The sequence below is a fragment of the Photobacterium sp. CCB-ST2H9 genome (assembly GCF_023151555.2).
In the GTDB taxonomy this organism is placed as follows: Bacteria; Pseudomonadota; Gammaproteobacteria; order Enterobacterales; family Vibrionaceae; genus Photobacterium.
In genome coordinates this window covers 3,289,372-3,309,909 of record NZ_CP100425.1, presented here as the reverse complement: position 1 = coordinate 3,309,909, position 20,538 = coordinate 3,289,372, and the positions used below count along the sequence as shown (strand labels likewise).

13 protein-coding genes, 11 tRNA genes and 1 pseudogene are annotated in these 20,538 nt (G+C 52.9%); 18 read left to right on the top strand and 7 right to left on the bottom strand.

The genetic code is table 11. The features are described 5' to 3' along the window. Nucleotides 1-84 precede the first annotated feature (84 nt). Nucleotides 85-2,067, top strand: coding sequence for a prolyl oligopeptidase family serine peptidase (locus tag L4174_RS15240; protein ID WP_248144307.1), 1,983 nt, complete (start codon nt 85-87; stop codon nt 2,065-2,067). On the opposite strand, the pseudogene L4174_RS15235 reads toward L4174_RS15240, so the two are convergent. The 6 genes and pseudogenes from L4174_RS15235 to rsgA form a co-directional block, all read right to left on the bottom strand. Next, nucleotides 2,067-2,216 (bottom strand): annotated as a pseudogene (locus L4174_RS15235) (transposase); the annotation flags it as partial. The gene L4174_RS15240 and the pseudogene L4174_RS15235 sit on opposite strands and share 1 nt — an antisense overlap. A gap of 570 nt (nt 2,217-2,786) precedes the next feature. Beyond that, the gene (locus L4174_RS15230) at nt 2,787-3,674 is read right to left on the bottom strand and encodes a DMT family transporter (RefSeq protein ID WP_248144306.1); all 888 of its coding nucleotides are present in this window, start codon (nt 3,672-3,674) and stop codon (nt 2,787-2,789) included. 159 nt (nt 3,675-3,833) lie between these two features. Next, a complete protein-coding gene (locus L4174_RS15225; protein WP_248144305.1) occupies nt 3,834-5,717 on the bottom strand; it encodes a methyl-accepting chemotaxis protein in 1,884 nt (627 codons plus the stop codon). A gap of 176 nt (nt 5,718-5,893) precedes the next feature. Next, a complete protein-coding gene (locus L4174_RS15220; protein ID WP_248144304.1) occupies nt 5,894-7,309 on the bottom strand; it encodes a DASS family sodium-coupled anion symporter in 1,416 nt (471 codons plus the stop codon). Between the two features lie 134 nt (nt 7,310-7,443). Beyond that, nucleotides 7,444-8,346, bottom strand: coding sequence for an archaetidylserine decarboxylase (asd, locus tag L4174_RS15215; protein WP_248144303.1), 903 nt, complete (start codon nt 8,344-8,346; stop codon nt 7,444-7,446). A 143-nt stretch (nt 8,347-8,489) separates the two neighbouring features. After that, a complete protein-coding gene (gene rsgA / locus L4174_RS15210) occupies nt 8,490-9,542 on the bottom strand; it encodes a small ribosomal subunit biogenesis GTPase RsgA (RefSeq protein WP_248144302.1) in 1,053 nt (350 codons plus the stop codon). Between the two features lie 80 nt (nt 9,543-9,622). On the opposite strand from rsgA, the gene orn reads away from it, so the two are divergent. The 12 genes from orn to L4174_RS15150 all read left to right on the top strand — a co-directional run bounded on the left by orn (nt 9,623) and on the right by L4174_RS15150 (nt 11,655). Then, entirely contained in the window at nt 9,623-10,168 is a 546-nt protein-coding gene (gene orn, locus L4174_RS15205) for an oligoribonuclease (RefSeq protein WP_248144301.1), read from the top strand. A 130-nt stretch (nt 10,169-10,298) separates the two neighbouring features. Continuing rightward, nucleotides 10,299-10,375: transfer RNA gene (locus L4174_RS15200), tRNA-Met, on the top strand. Between the two features lie 40 nt (nt 10,376-10,415). Further along, a tRNA-Gly gene (locus tag L4174_RS15195) sits at nt 10,416-10,541 on the top strand. 55 nt (nt 10,542-10,596) lie between these two features. Continuing rightward, nucleotides 10,597-10,673, top strand: a tRNA-Met gene (locus L4174_RS15190). Between the two features lie 40 nt (nt 10,674-10,713). Next, a tRNA-Gly gene (locus L4174_RS15185) sits at nt 10,714-10,789 on the top strand. Nucleotides 10,790-10,844: 55 nt separating this feature from the next. Continuing rightward, a tRNA-Met gene (locus L4174_RS15180) sits at nt 10,845-10,921 on the top strand. A gap of 40 nt (nt 10,922-10,961) precedes the next feature. Continuing rightward, nucleotides 10,962-11,037 (top strand) — tRNA-Gly (locus L4174_RS15175). Nucleotides 11,038-11,094: 57 nt separating this feature from the next. Continuing rightward, nucleotides 11,095-11,171: transfer RNA gene (locus L4174_RS15170), tRNA-Met, on the top strand. Between the two features lie 22 nt (nt 11,172-11,193). Beyond that, a tRNA-Gly gene (locus L4174_RS15165) sits at nt 11,194-11,269 on the top strand. Nucleotides 11,270-11,322: 53 nt separating this feature from the next. Continuing rightward, a tRNA-Gly gene (locus L4174_RS15160) sits at nt 11,323-11,398 on the top strand. Between the two features lie 53 nt (nt 11,399-11,451). Further along, nucleotides 11,452-11,527 (top strand) — tRNA-Gly (locus tag L4174_RS15155). Between the two features lie 52 nt (nt 11,528-11,579). Further along, nucleotides 11,580-11,655 (top strand) — tRNA-Gly (locus L4174_RS15150). Between the two features lie 787 nt (nt 11,656-12,442). On the opposite strand, the gene queG is transcribed toward L4174_RS15150, so the two are convergent. After that, nucleotides 12,443-13,576 (bottom strand): tRNA epoxyqueuosine(34) reductase QueG, encoded by a 1,134-nt coding sequence (gene queG / locus L4174_RS15145; protein ID WP_248144368.1) that lies wholly within the window; start codon nt 13,574-13,576, stop codon nt 12,443-12,445. A gap of 186 nt (nt 13,577-13,762) precedes the next feature. On the opposite strand from queG, the gene L4174_RS15140 reads away from it, so the two are divergent. Genes L4174_RS15140 through miaA form a run of 5 tightly spaced genes read left to right on the top strand, consistent with a single transcriptional unit; the run spans nt 13,763 to nt 20,512 of the window. Further along, nucleotides 13,763-15,268, top strand: coding sequence for an NAD(P)H-hydrate dehydratase (locus L4174_RS15140; RefSeq protein ID WP_248144300.1), 1,506 nt, complete (start codon nt 13,763-13,765; stop codon nt 15,266-15,268). Between the two features lie 14 nt (nt 15,269-15,282). Then, nucleotides 15,283-15,747 (top strand): tRNA (adenosine(37)-N6)-threonylcarbamoyltransferase complex ATPase subunit type 1 TsaE, encoded by a 465-nt coding sequence (tsaE, locus tag L4174_RS15135; protein WP_248144299.1) that lies wholly within the window; start codon nt 15,283-15,285, stop codon nt 15,745-15,747. A gap of 4 nt (nt 15,748-15,751) precedes the next feature. Then, nucleotides 15,752-17,449, top strand: a complete 1,698-nt coding sequence (locus tag L4174_RS15130) for an N-acetylmuramoyl-L-alanine amidase (protein ID WP_248144298.1) — start codon at nt 15,752-15,754, stop codon at nt 17,447-17,449. A 14-nt stretch (nt 17,450-17,463) separates the two neighbouring features. Then, on the top strand, nt 17,464-19,584 hold the full coding sequence (gene mutL, locus L4174_RS15125) for a DNA mismatch repair endonuclease MutL (protein ID WP_248144297.1): 2,121 nt from the start codon (nt 17,464-17,466) through the stop codon (nt 19,582-19,584). Then, nucleotides 19,577-20,512, top strand: a complete 936-nt coding sequence (miaA, locus tag L4174_RS15120) for a tRNA (adenosine(37)-N6)-dimethylallyltransferase MiaA (protein WP_248144296.1) — start codon at nt 19,577-19,579, stop codon at nt 20,510-20,512. The genes mutL and miaA overlap by 8 nt, the downstream gene beginning before the upstream one ends. Nucleotides 20,513-20,538 lie beyond the last annotated feature (26 nt).

The following is a 20,538-nucleotide window of genomic DNA, read 5'->3' as shown; positions in this document are numbered from 1 at the left end:
TCGTTGACAAAGTTATTTATAATGGTGGTATTTTTTGTTGTCTGCATTTTTTGCATTCATGTTTTGTTTATACGTGAGGATGACGTGGATCACTACCGTTGGATGGAAACCGATACAGAACGTACAACTCAGTGGCTTACTAATCAGTCAAATTATTCAAGAAATGTTCTCAACTCTTTACCATGGAGAGATTCACTAGAGAAAAGTTTAAATACTCTGGTTAATGTTGGCCCTACAATATCAAATATATATAATGCAGGAAAAAATCGTTTTTATTTACGTTCAACTGTCCAATTCCCTTACCAACGGCTATTTGTAAAACAAGAAAATGAGCAAGAAAAAGTGATTGTTGATCCACCCCCTGGTTATGGAATAAAATTTTTTTCCCCATCACATGATGGTAACTATGTTGCTTATGGGTTATCGATTAATGGTTATGAAAATACTGAAATAAATATAATAAATGTATCGAATGGCTTGACTTTAAAGGACAATATACCTCAGGTTAGATATCCAAATGTAGTATGGGATTCAGATAACAAGTCATTCTACTATAGTAAACACGATGATCCTGGAACTAAAGGACTAAAAGTTTGCGGAAAAATATATCTCCATAACATTGGAGACGAAGATGATACCGTCGTATATGATGCAAAGAATATTGATGGGTTGAATGAAGATGATTGTGAAAGTGTCAACTTATATTCATCAGTTGATTCAGAATATTTAATTGTGAATGTTTCATCCTCAATAAGTGGTTATAGCGGTTCACTCTATTTAGCCAAACGGAATCTTGTGAAAAATAAGGTATTAAACTGGTCTAAAATTATAGATAAAAAAGAAAAAATTTCTAGCTTCATTTTTTCTGGAAAGTGGATTTATTTGGCCAAGTATAATTCAACCTCAGGCTATGATATTTATCGCATGGATCTTGATCGACCAGAATCAGAACGTAAAAAAATCATTGAATGGTCTGATGGAGAACTAACAGGTCTAACTACCAGTCGTGACTCCCTATATATTGCTTATCATGATTCCGGTAAGCGAGAATTTGTACGTATTCCTTTTGCTGATTTCAGACAGATTATTAATATACCAAAACCATTTGATGGAGAAGTTACTGCTGTTTTTTCCAGTAGTGTTCGGTCAGAAATACTATTTACTCTACAAGGCTGGTTACAGCCTCCTGCTATATTTAACTATAATCCCCATGACGACACCGTTACTGATACGGGTTTGATAACACCTGTACCATTTCACTTATCAAATTTCGAAGTCGAAGAACAATGGGTAAGTTCAAAAGACCATGTAAAGGTGCCACTGACGATTATCCATCGTAAGGGAATCGATATGGATGGTTCTACCCTTACTTGGTTAAGTGCTTACGGAGCGTATGGTGTAAGCTCATTTCCACACTTTTATCCTTCTCTGCTAATCTGGCTTGAACATGGAGGTGCAATAGCCATTGCTCATGTCCGCGGGGGAGGGGAGCTCGGCCCGTCTTGGCATGAAGAGGGAAGAGCATCGAACAAAGAAAATTCAATTACAGATTTTATTAGCTGTGCTGAATATTTGGTTGATAAAAAATACACTAACCCATCAAAACTTGTTATAAGCGGTGAAAGTGCTGGAGGTATAGTCATTGGAATGGCGATGACAAAGCGGCCAGAACTTTTTTCTGCGGCGGCTATTGATGTGGGCATGCTCAACACCAGTCAGCTGGATAAAATACCTATCGGCCCGATGAATTTTAAAGAGTTTGGCTCACCTTTTACCGCTCAAGGAAAGTCCGATCTGGAGAAAATTGACGCCTATCGCCATCTTAAAGATGGTGTGAAATATCCGCCTGTTCTCCTGACTGTCGGTTTAAAAGATGAACGCGTTTCACCCTGGCAGACAGCTAAGTTCGCTGCACGTCTCGAGGACACTAGTAAAAAATGGAAAACTCCGGTTCTGGTTTTGGCGGACAAAAATTCTGGTCATAACTCAAGCACTTATGAAGAAGCTAATTCAAAATACCTTGATATTATCAGTTTCTTTATCTGGGTTTCCTCTCAGTCCTATTGATCAAGCAGCTCTTTCTTCCATATTGATACCTGGTTAGGGTGCAGGTTGTACTTCTGTGGTAACTCAGCGACAGTTTTATCACCTTTAGCGGCAGCCAATGCCACCTTAGCTTTAAATTCGGGAGAGTGGTTTCTACGTTTTCTAGTCATAATCTGTTCAAGTATTTCTGGGTACTAGAAAAACAGATCAATCACTTAAAGTCATGTCCGAAAATCGGGTGCCACTTCTGTTCATTCAAGTTAAACATTATCGAGGGGAAACTAGTGGTTGGGGGATTTGCCAACTTGCTGCTATCGAAGAAGATGAGCATGTTGATAAATGGCTTTTTACTACAGCTGTGGTGTCAGATGATACTTTTTAGAGCTTGCTAAACATGAGAACGTTTCCGTGATGGATGGTGAGAAACTGGTTGACTGGATTTATTACAGAATCAACGAGTTGTCTCCTTCAACAAAAGAGCAGCTTGGTATAGGAATCTTACCTCAGATAATAACTTCTTAATCAATAATCTTGCTCGGAATTGCAAGTATATGGAGGTAGGTGTGTATTGCTACATCTACCATGTCCGTTGCTTAGTGGGTGTGACCTCCTCCCGATTAAGCCAATACATGGACGTTTGTCAGGCCCCCTAAAATAGGGGGGAGCCTCAGATTAGCTATAACAGTTCTAATGACTTGGAGCTTAGTTTACGTCATTTCATCCGGCACCCGGCCGGGCATTCAGTGACCGAGGATCAGCCCGGTGCCGACTACGGCCAGCAGTGCGCCCAGCCAGGCTGCGCCCGGTGGCCGGTGGCGGGTGTACATCCATAAAAGCGGCAGGATCAGAATCGGTGTGGTGGATGACAGCAGCGCGACCATGCCGACATCGCCGTGCTGTAAGGCAAATAAAATCAGCGTCATCCCGACAGCCATGGCTAGAAAGCCGTTCAGGGCGACCATGCCGAGGATCGGCAGCGTGATGGGCTGCAAGGGCCGGGCAATTTTCGCGCCGCTCAGCCGAAGCACACTGTGTGCGCCAAAGGCTGTTGCCATCCGAATGGCTGAGGCGGCGACCGGGTCTAAAGCCGTTTGCATCGCCGGTTTGGCAATGATGGCGCCCAGCGACTGACACAGTGCGGCGGTCAATCCGAGGATAACCGCGATTCCCAGACTGCCGGTCATGGCTTCAATCTGGTGCTTCTGGCTTTTCTGACCAAACAGAATCGCGGTCACCACCCCGGCAAAGACCAGCACAGCGCCCGCCAGTTTCCAGCCCAGCAAAGTTTCATCGAACAGCCAGATGCCCAGTAGGGCCGAGAAGACCGCGTGGCAGGAAAACAGCAGACCGGCGCGGCGCGGGCCCATGCGGTTAAAGCAGGCGAACAGGGCAGTATCTCCGATAAAGATACCGATCAGACCTGATAAGGCCATCACCAGTGAGATATCCCAGGAAACCGTCGACCAGCCGCCGTTGAGCAGCGCCATGACCGACAGCATCAGGGTGACGCAAGCCATGCGCCAGCGGCTGTAGGCAAAGGCGCCCAGATGACGGGAAGGTGTCACGGAGATTAAACTGCTGACTGCCCAGAGTGAGGCAGCCGCCAGCGCCAGCCATTCGTAGCCCATGAAAATCCTTATCGAAAAATTAGCGTGATGACAGAGTGTCGTTCGGACAGGGCGCATATCATGCAGGAAAGCGCCGGGAAATGGTATGGGACGAAGGCGGGGGCAAGCATAAAAAAACGGCCAGCGTCAGGCTGGCCGGGAAAGTTGTGGTGAGTGAACTTAAATTTTGAAGCGCGAGACGTCTGCCCGCATCGCTTCGGCCGCCTGACTCATGCCCTGGGCACTGTGGCTGACATCCTGCGTCTGGGTTGCCAGATGGTCCGACACATCACGGATGGTCTGGGTGTTGCGGCTGATGTCTTCACTCACCGCGCGCTGCTCCTCCGCGGCGCTGGCGATTTGGGTCGCCATATCAGAAATTTCCCCGATCGCTCGGGTGATCTGCGTCAAACTGTCGCTGGCTGCCTGAGCATAGTCCACGCTCTGTCCTGCCAGATCGGTGCTGGCGCCCATGCTGTCGACGGCCTGACGGGTATTGTTCTGCAGGGTCTCAATCATGGCGCGGATTTCTTCGGTGGAATCGTGGGTGCGCTGGCTCAGCACCCGAACTTCATCGGCGACCACGGCGAAACCGCGACCCTGTTCCCCGGCACGGGCTGCTTCGATGGCTGCATTGAGTGCCAGCAGGTTGGTTTGCTCGGCAATCCCCTGAATGGTAGCAAGAATATGGTTAATATCCTGCGCATTTGCTTCCAGTGCCTGAATCACACTGGCCGCTTCCTGAACCTGATTGGCCAGTGAGACAATGGCTTCGCGGTTCTGACTGATAACGGCCTGTCCCTGATCGCAGGCGCTGGTGGAAGATTGCGCGGCGGCGGCGGTCAGTTCGGCATGGCTGGCGACTTCTGCCGCGGTGGCTGACATTTCATGAATGGCAGTTGCGATCTGATTGATCTCCCCCTGCTGGCCGTTGACCCGCTCTGAAGCCTGGCGCGCCTGATGGTAAGACTGTCCGGCCTGCTCACTGAGGTTGTGGGAACGCGCGACAATCCCTTTGATCATCTGCTGCAGCTGACTGAGGAACAGGTTCATGTTCTCAGCCAGTTCACCGACCTCATCCATGCGCTGAATCTCAATGCGCTGGGTCAGATCGCCGTTCCCCTGAGTCAGGGCATGCACCGAGCGGTTCAGTTCGTTCAGCGGGCGGAGCAGGCTGTTGATGATCAGACTGGCCAGGATGGCAATCACAGCGTACATCAGCAGTGAAGCCAGGAGGGTGAAAGACAGGGTTTTTCCGATGGCGGCATAGGCCAGCCCTTTATCCTGAACTATCCCTACGGACCAGTCGGTCCCGGCAATCGGGGCGATCAGGATCAGTTTATCCTGATCGTCTTGATTAAAGTGGAACTCGGCGACCTGCTGACTGCCGGTCAGGCTACGGATGAAACCGGATGTCAGCTCATCATCCAGCTGAGTCAGCGGTTTGCGGCTGAGCGAGGCGTCCTGATAGGCGACCAGCGTATTGTTGCCGTCGATCAGGAAGGCGAAGCCGGCATTGTCCAGTTTGAGGCCGAGGATTTTATCGATGATGTGGGTGACGGTCAGATCGGCTGCCAGAACCCCCCGACGCTCGCCGCTGAAGGAGCGGGCGAAGCTGACGACCAGGCTGCCATCAAAATCCTGATAGGGTTCGGTCAGGATCAGTTTGCTGGATTTGATGGCGTCCTGATACCAGGGGCGGGTGCGCGGGTCATAATCGGCAGGCCAGTCCTCCGCTTTATCACCGTAAGCAATACTGCCATCGGCAAAGCCTGCATAGACCGACAGAAAGTTCCCGGCATGCTTGGTCAGCAGCAGCTCCCGGTCAACGTTGCTGTCTGTCGCAATCAGCGGCAGATTGGCCAGCAGCATATCGCGGCGGGCATTCAGCCAGTCGGCAATATAGTCCCCGGTCGCGGCACCGATGGCGCTCATCTGAGCATTGACTTCGCTGGTGGTTTCCTGACGGAGCTGAGAAATTGAAATGCCAGTTTGGATCGCACTGACCGTGGCAATGATGGCAGCGATCGCTACCTGTATTTTTAGCTTTATCGTGAATTTCATACTGCAATTCCGGGTCTGTCCCTGCCCTTCTCATCCCGACGGAGGGCCGAGCGAATATTAGTGAGTCACCCGTAATTATCAGCGAAACTGATTTCAGCTTGACGCGAAATTCGCAGGCCTATTGTTAGGATGTGATCCTGATTCAGGAAGTGTGTCGCCTGTCTCTTCGCTATCATTCATAAAATCAGTAACGCTGCCATATAGAGAAGCGTCAGTCCGCTGAGTCCGGCCAGCAGGCCAATTTTCATCATGTCCCGGCTGTCAAACAATCCGGTGGAATAAGCCAGGGAATTGGGCGGTGTCGAGACGGGCAGCACCATGCCCAGCGAGGCCGAAAAGGCCAGGATCACCAGCATGGCGGGCAGACCGCCGGCATTCGCCAGCGCCGGAACTGAGGTGGCGATGGCGGCTCCAATCGGCATCAGCAGGTTCGCTGTTGCTGTGTTCGACATGAAATTTGCCATCAGCCAGCACAAGAATGACAGGAAAACCAGAATCAGCAGCGATGGCAAAGCTTCGTAATCAATGGCGTGCGCCAGCTGCCGGGCCAGCCCGGTTTTCTCAAGCGCCATCCCGATTGCAATCCCCCCGGCGACCAGCCAGAGCACATCCCAGTTAAACAGTTTCAGCTCTTCTTTGCCGATAATGCCGGTCAGAGCGAAGATGGTGAGCGGGATCAGGGCGACTACATAAGCATTCATGCCATGCAGCGCTGTGGTCAGCCAGAGCAGGATGGTTGCACCGAACGTCAGATACACCACCCAGGCCTGCCAGCTGCGCTGAAACTGACCTTCCAGCCGCAGTTCCAGGGTTTCCAGCCGGGCCGGAAACAGGCGTTGCAGCAGCCACCAGGCCAGACCGAGCTGAATCAGGACAAAGGGCAGGCCAATCGCCATCCAGTTGAGGAAACTGATACTGTGCTCTCCGCTCAGGTACTGCAGGGCAATGGCATTGGGCGGCGTCCCAATCGGGGTTGCGATGCCGCCGGTGTTGGCCGCGACCGGAACAGCCAGTACCAGTGCTTTGACACCGGTATCCTCCTTGGGCACGGCAGCCAGAATCGGCGCCAGCAGGGCCAGCATCATGACCGTCGTGGCGGTATTGGACATAAACATCGAAAAAATTGCGGTGATCAGCATCAGCCCCAGCATGATATAGCGGGGTTCATTGCCAAAGGGGCGGAGCAGCACCCGGGCCAGATTGGTATCCAAACGGTATTTTGCAGCTGCAATGGCCAGCGCAAAACCGCCCAGAAACAGCATGATAATCGGCGAGGCAAAGGCGTGAAAGATATCCGTATAGGGAAGCAGTTCGCCAAGCGGTGTATCACCGGCTGAATGACGGAAGGTAAGCAGGCTCTGATCGGAGAGCAGCACCAGCTCCAGCACAATAATGAGCAGCGAGGTGGCATAGACCGGCACGGGCTCCAAAACCCAGAGCAGTGCGGCCATGACGAAAATCGCCAGCAAACGGTGTTGGATCAGGGTCAGCCCGTCCAGCGGCAGCGATGCGGTGGGAATTTGCAACAGGGCAAATGGCAGGCCAAATGCAAACAGTAGCTTCAGCAGTTGTGATAAAGATAATTCCGGCATTCCCTGTGTTCTCTGAATGGGCAGACAGAAACAGCATAACAGTTTCATGCAGATGCATAGGGGAGGAGATCAAAAACCGCGATCAAAAAAGGGACGAGTATGCCCGTCCCTTTCTGTTTTGCGTGCCGGATCGATCAGGCGTTGCTGGCAGTCTCTTCGGACTGTGCGGCCGGAACCGATTTCAGACGGGCATAGGCTTCACCCATGCGGGTCGGAACATTCGGTGCCAAAGATGGCTCGAAGCTGACCATGTCTTTCGGGAACAGGTTAATCACGGTCGATCCCAGCTTGAAGCGGCCCATTTCCTCACCTTTTTTCAGGGTGATGGCCTGCTCGCCTTCAGCAGGATAATCCCAGCGGCGCACGATCGGGCCACGTGGCGGTGCAATCGTACCGGCCCAGACGGTTTCGATGCTGCCCACGATGGTGGCACCAACCAGCACCTGAGCGATCGGACCGAATTCGGTGTCAAAAATACAGACCACACGTTCGTTGCGGGCAAACAGGTTTGGGACGTTCTCTGCGGTCAGCGGATTGACCGAGAACAGATCGCCCGGTACATAAATCATCTGGCGCAGGGTACCGTCACAGGGCATGTGAACACGGTGATAATCCCGTGGTGACAGATACAGCGTTGCGAATTCACCGTCGGCAAACTCATCGGCCAGGGTCTGATCGCCGCCCAGTAGTTCCACGGCCTCGTAGGTGTGTCCTTTCGCCTGAATTAACTGGCCTTTTTCAATCGGACCAAGCTGGCTGACGCAGGCATCTGCCGGGTGGCAGAAGACGTCGTTTTCTTCATTTAACGGGCGTGCGTCTTCTTTCAGCTCACGAACAAAAAAGTCGTTGAAGCTAGCATAATATGCCGGGTCTTCGTGACGCGCTTCGGACATATCGACTTTGTAGCGGTTGATAAACCAACGGATGACCGCTGTTGTGACAAAGCCGCCTTTCAGATCAGCCAGCTTGCCTGCCAGACGGGTCAGGGCGTGTTTCGGCGCGCAGTATTGCAGGCCAATTTTCAGGTTATCGCTCACAATAAGATCCCAAATCTATTACAAATCAATCACTTGGTCTGTCACTTGATGCGACGCTGACCCGGGCAGCGAATTCTATCCGAATTCACGGACCAAGTCAGGCAATGCTCCCGGAAGAGGAAGCCCGTTCGCAAAATGACGGCTTAATTTTGCTTGTTGCGGGAAAACTGACGGTTCGCAATGTTTTCCGACATACTGTCAATGATTTTATGGTAGCTGTCGAATCGTTCCTGGCTGATTTTGCCATCTTCCAGCGCTTCGCGCAGCAGGCAGCCCGGATCGTCTTTGTGCTTACAGTCACGGAACTTACAGCCCCCCAGATAATCACTGAATTCGACAAAAGCTTTAGTGACTTGTTCCGGCTCCAGATGCCAGAGGCCAAATTCACGAACCCCGGGCGAGTCAATCAAGTCACCGCCGTCGGCAAAGTGATATAACCGGGCTGCCGTGGTGGTGTGCTGACCCAGACCAGAGTTTTCTGAAACTTCACCGGTTTCCGCTTCGACTTCTGGCATCAGAGCATTGACCAGACTCGATTTTCCGACGCCAGACTGTCCGGCAAAGATGCTGATGTGATCTTTCAGATCGGCTTTCAGCGTTTCCAGACCTTCACCCGTCATGGTACTGACATAGCGCACTTCGTAGCCAATATCACGATACAGCGACAGTGTCTTCTCGACCTGCTGGCGCTTGTCGTCATCCAGCAAATCGACCTTGTTCAGCACAATCAGCGGCTCAATTCCGACAGTTTCTGAAGCAACCAGGTACCGGTCGATGATGTTCAGCGACAGTTCCGGCAGGACAGAAGAGACGATGATAATGCGATCAACGTTCGCCGCCACTGGTTTCACGCCGTCATAGTAGTCGGGACGTGTCAGTACGGAAGTCCGTTCATGGACGGCTTCCACCACGCCGGCGATGCCCTGCAGGGCTTCGACCCCCGGACGCCAGACGACCCGGTCGCCGGAGACCAGACTCTGAATGCTGCGACGCAGGTTGCAGCGGTGGATGTCACCGGTCTCCGGATCCTCAACATCGGCATGCTGGCCGAAACGGGTGATCACCAGGCCTTCACGGGCGCTTTCCAGCAGGGCTTCATCCCACTGGACATCTTCTGCACCGTGTTTCAGGCGCTTGTTTTGGTTAGAGCGGACACGTCGGCTCTGACCTTTAGTCAGCTTTTTCTTTTTTGCCACAAGAATATCGTTCAGTTTGGTTGGCTTTCACTTCAGGCTAAGTATGATACATGCTTTAGTCATCAAATAGGCAACTTCCAATGACAATCAGCGATCAGAATCTGATTTGGATCGATCTGGAAATGACAGGTCTGGACCCGGATACTCACAAAATCATTGAAATTGCGACCATTGTGACCGATGCACAGCTCAATATCCTGGCAGAGGGACCGGTGCTGGCCATTCATCAACCGGAAGCTGAACTGGCCAAAATGGATGAGTGGTGCACCAATACGCATACCGGCAGCGGGCTGGTGGCGCGTGTGCAGCAAAGTCAGATTGATGAGCAGGAAGCGGTTCGTCAGACCATTGCATTTCTTGAACAGTGGGTTCCGCAGGGCAAGTCTCCGATTTGCGGGAACAGCATTGGACAGGATCGCCGATTCCTGTATCGCCATATGCCGGAACTGGAAGCATACTTCCATTACCGTTATCTGGATGTCAGCACGCTGAAAGAACTGACGCGTCGCTGGAAACCTGAAGTTTTGGACGGCTTTCACAAACAAGGCAGCCATCTGGCGCTGGATGATATTCGCGAATCCATTGCGGAACTACGTTATTATCGTGAGCAAATTTTTAAAATCTGATGCTTTAATGAGCGCTTGAGCGGGAAGGCGGAGTTTTTTTTGCAGAAGTATTGCATCCGCCTTTTTTCCTCGTATAATGCGCAGCCTCGAAAGGCAATAATGTTTTAGTTTGCTTTTCAGTGTTTTCGGACGCGGGGTGGAGCAGCTTGGTAGCTCGTCGGGCTCATAACCCGAAGGTCGTCGGTTCAAATCCGGCCCCCGCAACCAACGAATTCAGATGATTTGACACAGGTCAGATTGTCGAGATGCGACACTAGCTCAGTTGGTAGAGCGCAACCTTGCCAAGGTTGAGGTCACGAGTTCGAACCTCAGTTGGTAGAGCGCAACCTTGCCAAGGTTGAGGTCACGAGTTCGAACCTCGTGTGTCGCTCCAGATTCTCAGCTTGAAAAAGCGGCTGTCATCGTGCCCAACGGTGAGACAATACGGACGCGGGGTGGAGCAGCTTGGTAGCTCGTCGGGCTCATAACCCGAAGGTCGTCGGTTCAAATCCGGCCCCCGCAACCAACGAATTCAGATGATTTGACTCAGGTCAGATTGTCGAGATGCGACACTAGCTCAGTTGGTAGAGCGCAACCTTGCCAAGGTTGAGGTCACGAGTTCGAACCTCGTGTGTCGCTCCAGATTCTCAGCTTGAAAAAGCGGCTGTCATCGTGCCCAACGGTGAGACAATACGGACGCGGGGTGGAGCAGCTTGGTAGCTCGTCGGGCTCATAACCCGAAGGTCGTCGGTTCAAATCCGGCCCCCGCAACCAACGAATTCAGATGATCTGACTCAGGTCAGATTGTCGAGATGCGACACTAGCTCAGTTGGTAGAGCGCAACCTTGCCAAGGTTGAGGTCACGAGTTCGAACCTCGTGTGTCGCTCCAGAATCTATGCTTATTAGATAAGCGGATATCACCATATAAACGGTGAAACAATACGGACGCGGGGTGGAGCAGCTTGGTAGCTCGTCGGGCTCATAACCCGAAGGTCGTCGGTTCAAATCCGGCCCCCGCAACCAATTTTCTTTTTTAAGAAAATATGCGACACTAGCTCAGTTGGTAGAGCGCAACCTTGCCAAGGTTGAGGTCACGAGTTCGAACCTCGTGTGTCGCTCCAAATTCTAAGCTTGAAAAAGCGGCTGTCATCGTGCCTGACGATGAAACGAAGATGCGACACTAGCTCAGTTGGTAGAGCGCAACCTTGCCAAGGTTGAGGTCACGAGTTCGAACCTCGTGTGTCGCTCCAAATTCTAAGCTTGAAAAAGCGGCTGTCATCGTGCCTGACGATGAAACGAAGATGCGACACTAGCTCAGTTGGTAGAGCGCAACCTTGCCAAGGTTGAGGTCACGAGTTCGAACCTCGTGTGTCGCTCCAAATTAAGCTTGAAAAAGCGGCTGTCATCGTGCCCGACGGTGAAGACAGAGATGCGACACTAGCTCAGTTGGTAGAGCGCAACCTTGCCAAGGTTGAGGTCACGAGTTCGAACCTCGTGTGTCGCTCCAACTTCCTACCGATTAGGAAGCTCTCAGTTTGAGCATTTCAAATCTGTAGAATCAAAACATTACTGTGAAGTAATTGTCTTTGAGGCCGGTTGAACTTTGCCTCGTGAGGTTCAACAGGACAATGTCCGGGCCACCTCAGCTCATGACAGTATTCGTGAGCAGAAATCAACATCATCCTGAATCAGTGAAAGACAGCCGTAAGGTTGTTTTTTTTGTCTGAGAAGAAGATGCTCTGTACTCCCATACTGAGAAGTATTGGCGACCAATCAATGATGACAATCAAAGCATGAGAATGCCCTGGGGCTATCCTGTTGCTTTGATCGCGAATCAGAATCTAATGCACTGAACCTGGGCGATATACTTGCCTGTAGTCTGCTGCAAACACATCCCGATCGTTTCGTTGCATAGTATGATGCACAGACTTATCCACACTTCCTGGCTTGTGGGTAAGTCGGTTGATTACATGTGCTGTCTGCTTGTGCATAACTCTGTGCACTTCTGAAGATATCCCCATTATCCCAAAAATATTAAATTTCCATAAACATGATAAGTTGTTGTTTTTATTTGGTTATATTTGGTTCCCCCCAGGTTTGTGAACAGCCTGATCATATTATGATCATGGTGAATAACATTATTTTAGGGATTGCTGGAGGGTTGTGCTTAATAACCAGTGTTCAGAACCAAAATGGTGCAAATGAAATTGTTTTCCACATACAAGAAATGCTGATCAGGATCGCGTTTTGTAGCCCGTGAGTCTCCCTGAGACATGTGGAGAGCAGGCTGGGGGTCAGGCGTCACGAGGCAGGCCCTTTTCCACAATGCGGATCAGGCGTTTGGTTTTGTTCGGCAGGACATCGACCTTGAGCGCCGCTCGTTTTTCCTGTTGGCGGTCGATGCTCCAGTCCAGGTGTTCATCCAGCATGTTGTCTAAGCCTTTGCGCGCCATGAGTGCATCAAGCAGTGCCGGATCGTAAGGTGCGTTGCCGATTGCGACGCTGAGATTACGGAGCCACTTAAGGTGGCCGATACGCCGGATGGCCGAGCCTTCAGTATGTTTCAGAAACGTTGCTTCATCCCATTGAAACAGGGTCAGTAAATCTTGCTGGTAGAGTTGCGGCCGGCAATAGTAGTCCTGTTCGTCCGTAACATCCGCTGCCCGGTTATAGGGGCAGACTAACTGGCAGTCATCACAGCCGTAAATCCGGTTGCCCATGGCTTCGCGAAATTCTTCCGGGATAGGACCATCCAGCTCGATGGTCAGGTAAGAGATACAACGACGTGCATCGATCACGCCTTCGGCCACAATGGCCTGAGTCGGGCAGCTGGTCATGCAGGCGACGCATTTTCCGCACTGATTGTCGACGGGGGCGTCTACCGGCAGCGGCAGGTCAATCAGCAGTTCGCCGAGAAAAAACCAGGACCCGGCATCTTCACTGAGAATGAGCGAGTGTTTCCCTGTCCAGCCCAACCCCGCTTTTTCCGCCAATGGCCGTTCCAGGATCGGGGCGGAATCGACAAAAGGCCGGTAGCCAAAGCTGCCCACGGCCTGCTCAATTTTCTGCCCGAGTTGTTTCAGCCGGTTGCGAACCAGTTTGTGGTAGTCACGTCCCAGTGCGTATCGGCTGATATAGGCTTTGTGGGGTTGTTTGAGGGTTTGGGCAAATCCGGCTTCCGGCGGCAGGTAATTCATACGGACACTGATCACCCGGACTGTGCCCGGCAGAAGTTCGGCCGGTCTGGCGCGCATCATACCGTGACGGGCCATCCAGTCCATTTCACCATGGTACCCGGCATCCAGCCATCGCTGGAGCTGTGCTTCATGCTTCGACAAATCCACATCGCAGATCCCGACATGCTGAAAACCGAGCGCTTTGCCCCATTGTTTGATGTCGCTGGCCAGTTGGTGGAAGTCGATGGTCATGGTCATGGCGTCTGATGGATAAATCGGGGCCGGAGTGTAGCACAGTTCGGACCGGGAAAAATAATTCGGGATGGCGAAAAATAACGCACGGGTCGTTGTGCCTTTTTGCGCTTTTCGGCACTATTTTAGAGTATACGTCTGACAGACGTGCCTCTCTTAACCGTTGAACACCGGGAAACCATCGAGATGACACATCAGCGCTTACCTCAGGTCGCCTTTCGGGCCGCGCAGGTCCGCCAGGGAGAGCAGGAGGCTGCACGGCAACTGGGCTGGCCTATGTATCAGCTGATGGAAAGTGCCGGTATGGCAGTGTATGACAGTCTCTGCAAAGAATACTCGGCGGTGCGTCATATACTGGTGTGCTGCGGCGGGGGGAACAACGGCGGCGATGGTTATATTGTGGCCCGTCTTGCAAGATTGCACGGATTGGCTGTGACGCTCTGGCAATCAGGTGATGCTGCTCGCTTACAGGGGGATGCCGCCACAGCCAGAGATGCCTGGCTGGCCTGCGGCGGATCGATTGAATCTCCGCAGGCGCAGATCCCGGCAGAAACCGGGCTGATTGTTGATGCGCTGCTCGGCACCGGTCTGACCGGCACGGTCCGTCCCGACATCGCGATGCTGATCAGGAGCATCAATGCAGCCGGAAAACCTGTGATAGCCGTGGATATCCCGTCTGGCCTCTGTGCCGATACCGGCCGTAGTCTGGGCGAGACGGTCATGGCGCATCAGACGGTGACTTTTATTGGCGTGAAACGGGGGTTGCTGACCGGACAGGCTGCACAGTACCGGGGAAAATTAATCTTTGCCGGTCTGGGAGCTGCAGCAGCCCTGGAACAGGCCGAGCAGTCAGAAGTCAGCATTATGCAGCCATCTGAGATTCAGCGTCTGCTGCCCCCCAGAGCACGGACGGCTCACAAAGGCAGCAATGGTCGGGTTCTGTGTCTGGGGGGCAATCAGGGGATGGGCGGAGCCATTCGACTGGCCTCTGAAGCCAGTGCCCGCAGTGGTGCCGGTCTGACGGCAGCCGTCACACATGCTGACAATGTGCTGGCAATTCTGGCTGCACGCCCTGAGATAATGGTTCAGAACTGGCAGCCGGATTCGGATGAATCTGGCCGGGCACTGTTTGAGCGAATGCAATGGGCCGATGTGATTGTGATGGGACCGGGGCTGGGGCAGAATGCCTGGGGACAGGCACTGTATAGCCAGCTGAACCTGATTGGCGATGAACAGCCTCTGGTGCTTGATGCAGATGGATTGAACTTATTAGCCTGCTCACCAGACTATAAAAAGAACCGAATTTTGACGCCTCATCCAGGAGAGGCAGCCCGATTATTGAATATATCCGTAGCTGACGTGGAAGCGGATCGCTTTGCCGCTGCCGAGTTACTGCAACGCCGGTATGGCGGTGTGGTGGTGCTGAAAGGTGCCGGTACTGTGGTGTTTGACGGTCATCGGCATATGATTTGCCTGGCCGGGAATCCGGGGATGGCGACAGGCGGGATGGGCGATGTGCTGGCGGGCCTGATTGGGGGCTTACTGGCGCAGGGGCTGACGCTGTCGCAGGCAGCCCGGGCTGGCGTGTGGATTCACAGTCGAGCAGCTGATCTGGCTGCAGAAGCAGGAGAACGAGGCTTGCTGGCCGGCGATCTCTTTGCGTATATTCGACAATTGATAAATCTAAGATAAAGATAACGACAACAATGCAGACTTTGAAATTAATGTTGGCCGACGAAGCGGCAACCGTTTCGTTTGGACAACAGCTGGCGCAGGCCTGTGAACGACAAACCACGATTTACCTGCATGGTGATCTGGGAGCCGGAAAAACCACATTTTGCCGTGGGTTTATTCGTGCACTGGGTCATCAGGGCAATGTGAAAAGTCCGACGTATACGCTGGTTGAACCTTATGAGCTGCCGCCCTGGCAGGTCTATCACTTCGATCTGTATCGTCTGGCCGATCCGGAAGAGCTGGAATTTATGGGGATCCGTGACTACTTCACCACAGACGCTATCTGTCTGGTGGAGTGGCCGGAGAAAGGTACCGGTTTGCTGCCGTCTCCTGATCTGGATGTAGAGCTTCGTTATGTCGACCAGCACCGTCAGGTCGAAGTCACGGCCAACAATGGTTACGGCTTGGCGTTAATTCAGAAACTGGAGCAGAGTTGAATCCATGGGTTGGCGCAGAAGTTTTTCTTTGTTGGTTCTGTTCGCCGGGCTAAGCAGCACTGCTGTGCTGGCGAATGAAATTGAAGGGATTCGTGTATGGCCAGCCCCGGATGAAACCCGGGTCGTGTTGGACATGGAGGAAGAGCCGACTTTCACCTATTTCACACTGACGAAGCCGGATCGCCTGGTCGTCGATTTGAAAGCCACGTCACTGAAGGCTGCTTTACCTGTCCAGGTCAAAGACAGTGAAGTGCTGAAAAAGATCCGCAGCAGCAGTCCGCCGGAGACAGGAACCTTCCGGCTGGTTTTTGAAACCCGGACCACCACCTCCCCAAAGATTTTTAAACTGGCACCAACGCCAGACGGTCACTATAGCCACCGTCTGGTCTTGGACCTGCCTCACGCGGCCCAGCCGGAGAAGGTGAAACCAGCCCCGGATAAAGCTGGGTCTCAGGCGGTCAACAGTATTCATCTGCCATATGGCACCGACGATATCATCGTAGCGATTGATGCCGGGCACGGCGGTGAAGACCCGGGTTCCATTGGTCCGAGTCGTAAGTACGAAAAAAATGTCACCCTGAATATTGCCAGGAAAGTGGCCGATCGCATCAATGCGACACCCGGGATGAAGGCTGTGCTCACCCGGCGCGGTGACTATTTTGTCAATCTGAATAAACGTTCGGAAATTGCCCGGAAGAATAAAGCGCACCTGCTGGTTTCTATTCATGCAGATGGTTTCCATCAGCCGCAGCCACGCGGTGCATCGGTCTGGGTGCTCAATACCCGCCGGGCAAATACCGAGATCGGCCGCTGGCTGGAACAGCACGAGAAGCAGTCCGAGCTGCTGGGTGGCGGTGATGTACTGTCGGGCGGGCAGGATGACCAGTATTTGAGTATGGCCGTGCTGGATTTGCAGTTCAGTCACTCCCAGAAAGAAGGGTATGACGTAGCCAGCCGGGTCCTGAGGGAGCTGGCGAAAGTGACTCAGTTACATAAGTCGAAACCTGAGCATGCCAGTCTTGCAGTCCTGAAATCACCGGATATTCCTTCGCTTTTGGTGGAAACCGGGTTTATCACCAACCCGAAGGAAGAGCGGTTGCTGAACAGCAGCAGTCATCAGATCAAGATATCTGAAGCCGTTTACAAAGGCGTGCTGGCCTATTTCGATGACAAACCGCCGGAAGGGACACTGTTTGCAGCCCGTAAGCACGGGATTAAGCACAAGGTCGCCAGTGGGGAGTCACTCAGTGTGATCGCCGGTCATTACGGGACTTCTGTTGAAGCGATTCGCCAGATGAACCAAATGTCATCCAGCGTGGTGAAAGTCGGTCAGGTATTACGGATCCCGGCGGCCAACACTGCCGGTGGGAATCCGGGCTCAGGGGCTGCAACTCTTGTGAAAAGCAATGTGATGCATACCGTGCAGCGGGGTGAATTTTTGGGTAAGATTGCCGGCCAGTATAATGTGCCGGTAGACAGCATTCGCCAGGTCAATAAGCTACGTTCTGATGAACTGGCGATTGGCCAGAAGCTTGTCATTCCGGTGCAGCGAAAAGAGGTGGAGCACACTGTGCGCCGGGGTGAATTCCTGGGCAAGATTGCCACCCACTATGGGGTCAGCGTCAATCGTATCCGTGAAGTGAACCAGCTCCGTTCAGATACATTAGCCGTGGGCCAGAAACTCAAGATTCCAAGCAGTTAATTGCAGGTCTGATTATGCCGATTCAGATTTTACCCGCCAGACTGGCGAACCAGATCGCCGCCGGTGAAGTGGTTGAACGTCCCGCCTCAGTCGTGAAAGAGCTGGTGGAAAATAGTCTGGATGCCGGTGCGACCAAAATTGAAATCGATATCGACAAAGGCGGCAGCCGGACGATCCGGATCCGTGATAACGGTCAGGGGATCCCGAAAGACGAACTGGAACTGGCGCTGAGCCGCCATGCCACTTCTAAAATCGCGACCCTGGATGATCTGGAAGCGATTGCCAGCCTTGGTTTCCGGGGAGAGGCGCTGGCCAGTATCAGCTCGGTGTCGCGACTGACTTTAACGTCACGGACTGAATCGCAGCCGGAAGCCTGGTCTGCGTATGCGGAAGGCCGGGACATGCAGGTGCAGCTCAAGCCAGCCGCCCACCCGGTGGGAACGACGCTGGAGGTGCTGGATCTGTTTTTCAACACCCCGGCCCGCCGTAAGTTCCTGCGTACCGAGAAAACTGAATTTGCCCATATTGATGAGTTACTCAAGCGTATTGCGCTGAGTCGGTTTGATGTCAGTATTTTGCTGCGCCATAACGGCAAGTTGATCCGGCAGTACCGTGCGGCAGAAACCCAGGCTCAGAAAGAGCGCCGCCTGGCGGCCGTCTGTGGCCAGGGTTTCCTGCAGCATGCCGTCTCGCTGGAACTGGGTCACGGTGATCTGCGGTTGTCGGGATGGATCTGTACGCCACAGGGAGCCCGGGCTCAGAACGACCTTCAGTACTGCTACGTGAACGGCCGGATGATGAAAGATAAGCTCATCAATCATGCGATTCGTCAGGCTTTTGAAGGTGCGCTGGCGCCGGAACAATATGCGGCTTATGTCCTCTTTATCGAGGTCGATCCCCATCAGGTGGATGTGAATGTCCACCCGGCCAAACACGAAGTGCGGTTTCACCATGCCCGCCTGGTTCATGATTTTATTTATCAGGGCGTGCAGAGTGCACTGCAACAAACAGCGGCGGAGAGTGATATCTACACTGCCCCGGAAAGGGCGTCCGCCCGGTCTTATCAGGTTGAAGAACCAGCACCCGCTGGCGGGACCCTGTCTCAGGACAGCCCCTCGCAGCCGCCCGCGTCCGCTGCGCTGGATGCGATTGCCAAGACCCCGGCTTACCCGCGTCAGGCACCGGCCGAAGCCTGGTTCAGTCAGTCATCCGAAGCCAGTCGGCCTGCTGGGCAGGAAACAGCGGGCAGTGAGGCTTATACTCGGGAACAAGGTTCGTCGCGTGAGATGATGTCTCCAGCTCCAGCTCAGTCTTCGGCTCAGCGCTCTGCCAGCAGCCGCAGTGCTGCACCACGTCAGTTTGGCAGCGAGGCCCCCTCGAAAGCGGAAGTTGCGGCTTATCAGGCCCTGATGCAGACTCCGGTACAGGAAAAACGTTCCCCCGAGCAGGCTCAAACGTCTTCTGAATCTGCTCAGCCGGTGAAGAACGTGAATGTCTGGCGGGAGACTCCCGCACCAGTACAGCGCGGTCCGGTGCTGAATTCTCAGCCGGAACAGGGATTAGGCAAGGCCTTGTCTGTGATTGCAGGCCGGTATCTGCTGGTCAGTCAGGGAGCTGGGGTGGCATTGTTGTCGCTGGCAGACGCTGAACAGTTGCGCATGAAAGGCCAGTTGCGGTTTGCGCGTCAGGACGGTCTCAAACCTCAGCCATTGCTGATCCCGCTGGCCATACCGGCCACCCCGGAAATGTCCCGGAGCGCAGAGCAGCACCGCACCTTGCTGAATCAGCTGGGGATTCAGCTGAGAGGCAAAGGTCAGGACAAGCTGGTGATTCTGGCGGTGAGTCAGCCGTTGCGTCAGCAGAATCTGCAAGGAGTGATCCCTGCATTGCTGGAACATCTGAGCCAATTGTCCGAAGCGGGTGACCAGTTGAGTGAAAGTGACTACTGGGAGGCGCTGCTGGAGTGGTTATCGGTTAAACTGGCAGCTGGCAGTGACAGCTTCAGCCTGTCTCAGGCCATTACCTTACTGGGTGAACTCGAACAGCTTTGGGGCGATGCCCTGGAAACATATTATTCCCGGTTGCTGCGTCCGGTTGACCTGCGGCCGGCTTTAGAAGCATTTAATCATGACTAAATCTCTTCCTCAGGCTATTTTTCTGATGGGGCCGACGGCCTCAGGCAAAACTGATCTGGCCATTCGCCTGCGTCAGCAGCTGCCCGTCGAGCTGATCAGTGTTGATTCAGCCCTGATTTACCGGGGTATGGATATCGGTACCGCCAAACCGGATGCTGATGAGCTGGCACAGGCGCCGCACCGTCTACTGGATATCCGGGATCCGTCACAAAGTTATTCTGCGGCGGATTTTCGTGAAGATGCTCTCAAAGAAATGGCAGATATTGTAAAAGCTGGTCGCATACCATTATTGGTGGGGGGCACGATGCTCTATTACAAGGCACTGCTGGAGGGGCTTTCGCCGTTACCTGCGGCGGACCCGGCCATTCGTGCTGAAATTGAGCAGCAGGCCAGAGAGCGGGGATGGCTGTCTCTGCATGAGGAATTACAACGGATTGATCCTGTCTCTGCGACGCGGATCCATCCAAATGATCCCCAACGCTTGTCGCGGGCATTGGAAGTTTTCCGAATTTCAGGTAAAACTTTAACTGAGTTGACCCAAACGCAGGGGGAAACATTACCTTATCAGGTTCACCAATTTGCGATAACACCCAAGGATAGGGCTATTCTGCATCAGAGGATCGAGCAGCGTTTTGACAACATGATCAAAGCAGGCTTTGAACAGGAAGTTCGAGCGTTGTATGAACGAGGGGATCTGCATCCGGATCTTCCGTCCGTTCGCTGTGTAGGTTACCGTCAGATGTGGGATTATTTTGATGGCAATTGCACACTGGATGAAGCGATTTATCGTGGTATCTGTGCAACCCGTCAGTTAGCCAAGCGGCAAATCACCTGGCTTCGCAGCTGGAAAGATTTGACTTGGTTGGATAGCAGTGATGTAGAGAAGGCGTTACAAACAGTCACAAACTCCGTTAGCCGTGAGGTTTGATTAGCGTGTATACTCATCCCTGCTTT

What these genes read in the sequence shown, in the direction of transcription:
- L4174_RS15230 (WP_248144306.1), bottom strand. Translation starts at nt 3,674, where the DNA reads ATGGGCTACGAATGGCTGGCGCTGGCGGCTGCCTCACTCTGGGCAGTC.
- L4174_RS15225 (WP_248144305.1), bottom strand. Translation starts at nt 5,717, where the DNA reads ATGAAATTCACGATAAAGCTAAAAATACAGGTAGCGATCGCTGCCATC.
- L4174_RS15220 (WP_248144304.1), bottom strand. Translation starts at nt 7,309, where the DNA reads ATGCCGGAATTATCTTTATCACAACTGCTGAAGCTACTGTTTGCATTT.
- orn (WP_248144301.1), top strand. Translation starts at nt 9,623, where the DNA reads ATGACAATCAGCGATCAGAATCTGATTTGGATCGATCTGGAAATGACA.
- queG (WP_248144368.1), bottom strand. Translation starts at nt 13,576, where the DNA reads ATGACCATCGACTTCCACCAACTGGCCAGCGACATCAAACAATGGGGC.
- L4174_RS15140 (WP_248144300.1), top strand. Translation starts at nt 13,763, where the DNA reads ATGACACATCAGCGCTTACCTCAGGTCGCCTTTCGGGCCGCGCAGGTC.
- tsaE (WP_248144299.1), top strand. Translation starts at nt 15,283, where the DNA reads ATGCAGACTTTGAAATTAATGTTGGCCGACGAAGCGGCAACCGTTTCG.
- L4174_RS15130 (WP_248144298.1), top strand. Translation starts at nt 15,752, where the DNA reads ATGGGTTGGCGCAGAAGTTTTTCTTTGTTGGTTCTGTTCGCCGGGCTA.
- mutL (WP_248144297.1), top strand. Translation starts at nt 17,464, where the DNA reads ATGCCGATTCAGATTTTACCCGCCAGACTGGCGAACCAGATCGCCGCC.
- miaA (WP_248144296.1), top strand. Translation starts at nt 19,577, where the DNA reads ATGACTAAATCTCTTCCTCAGGCTATTTTTCTGATGGGGCCGACGGCC.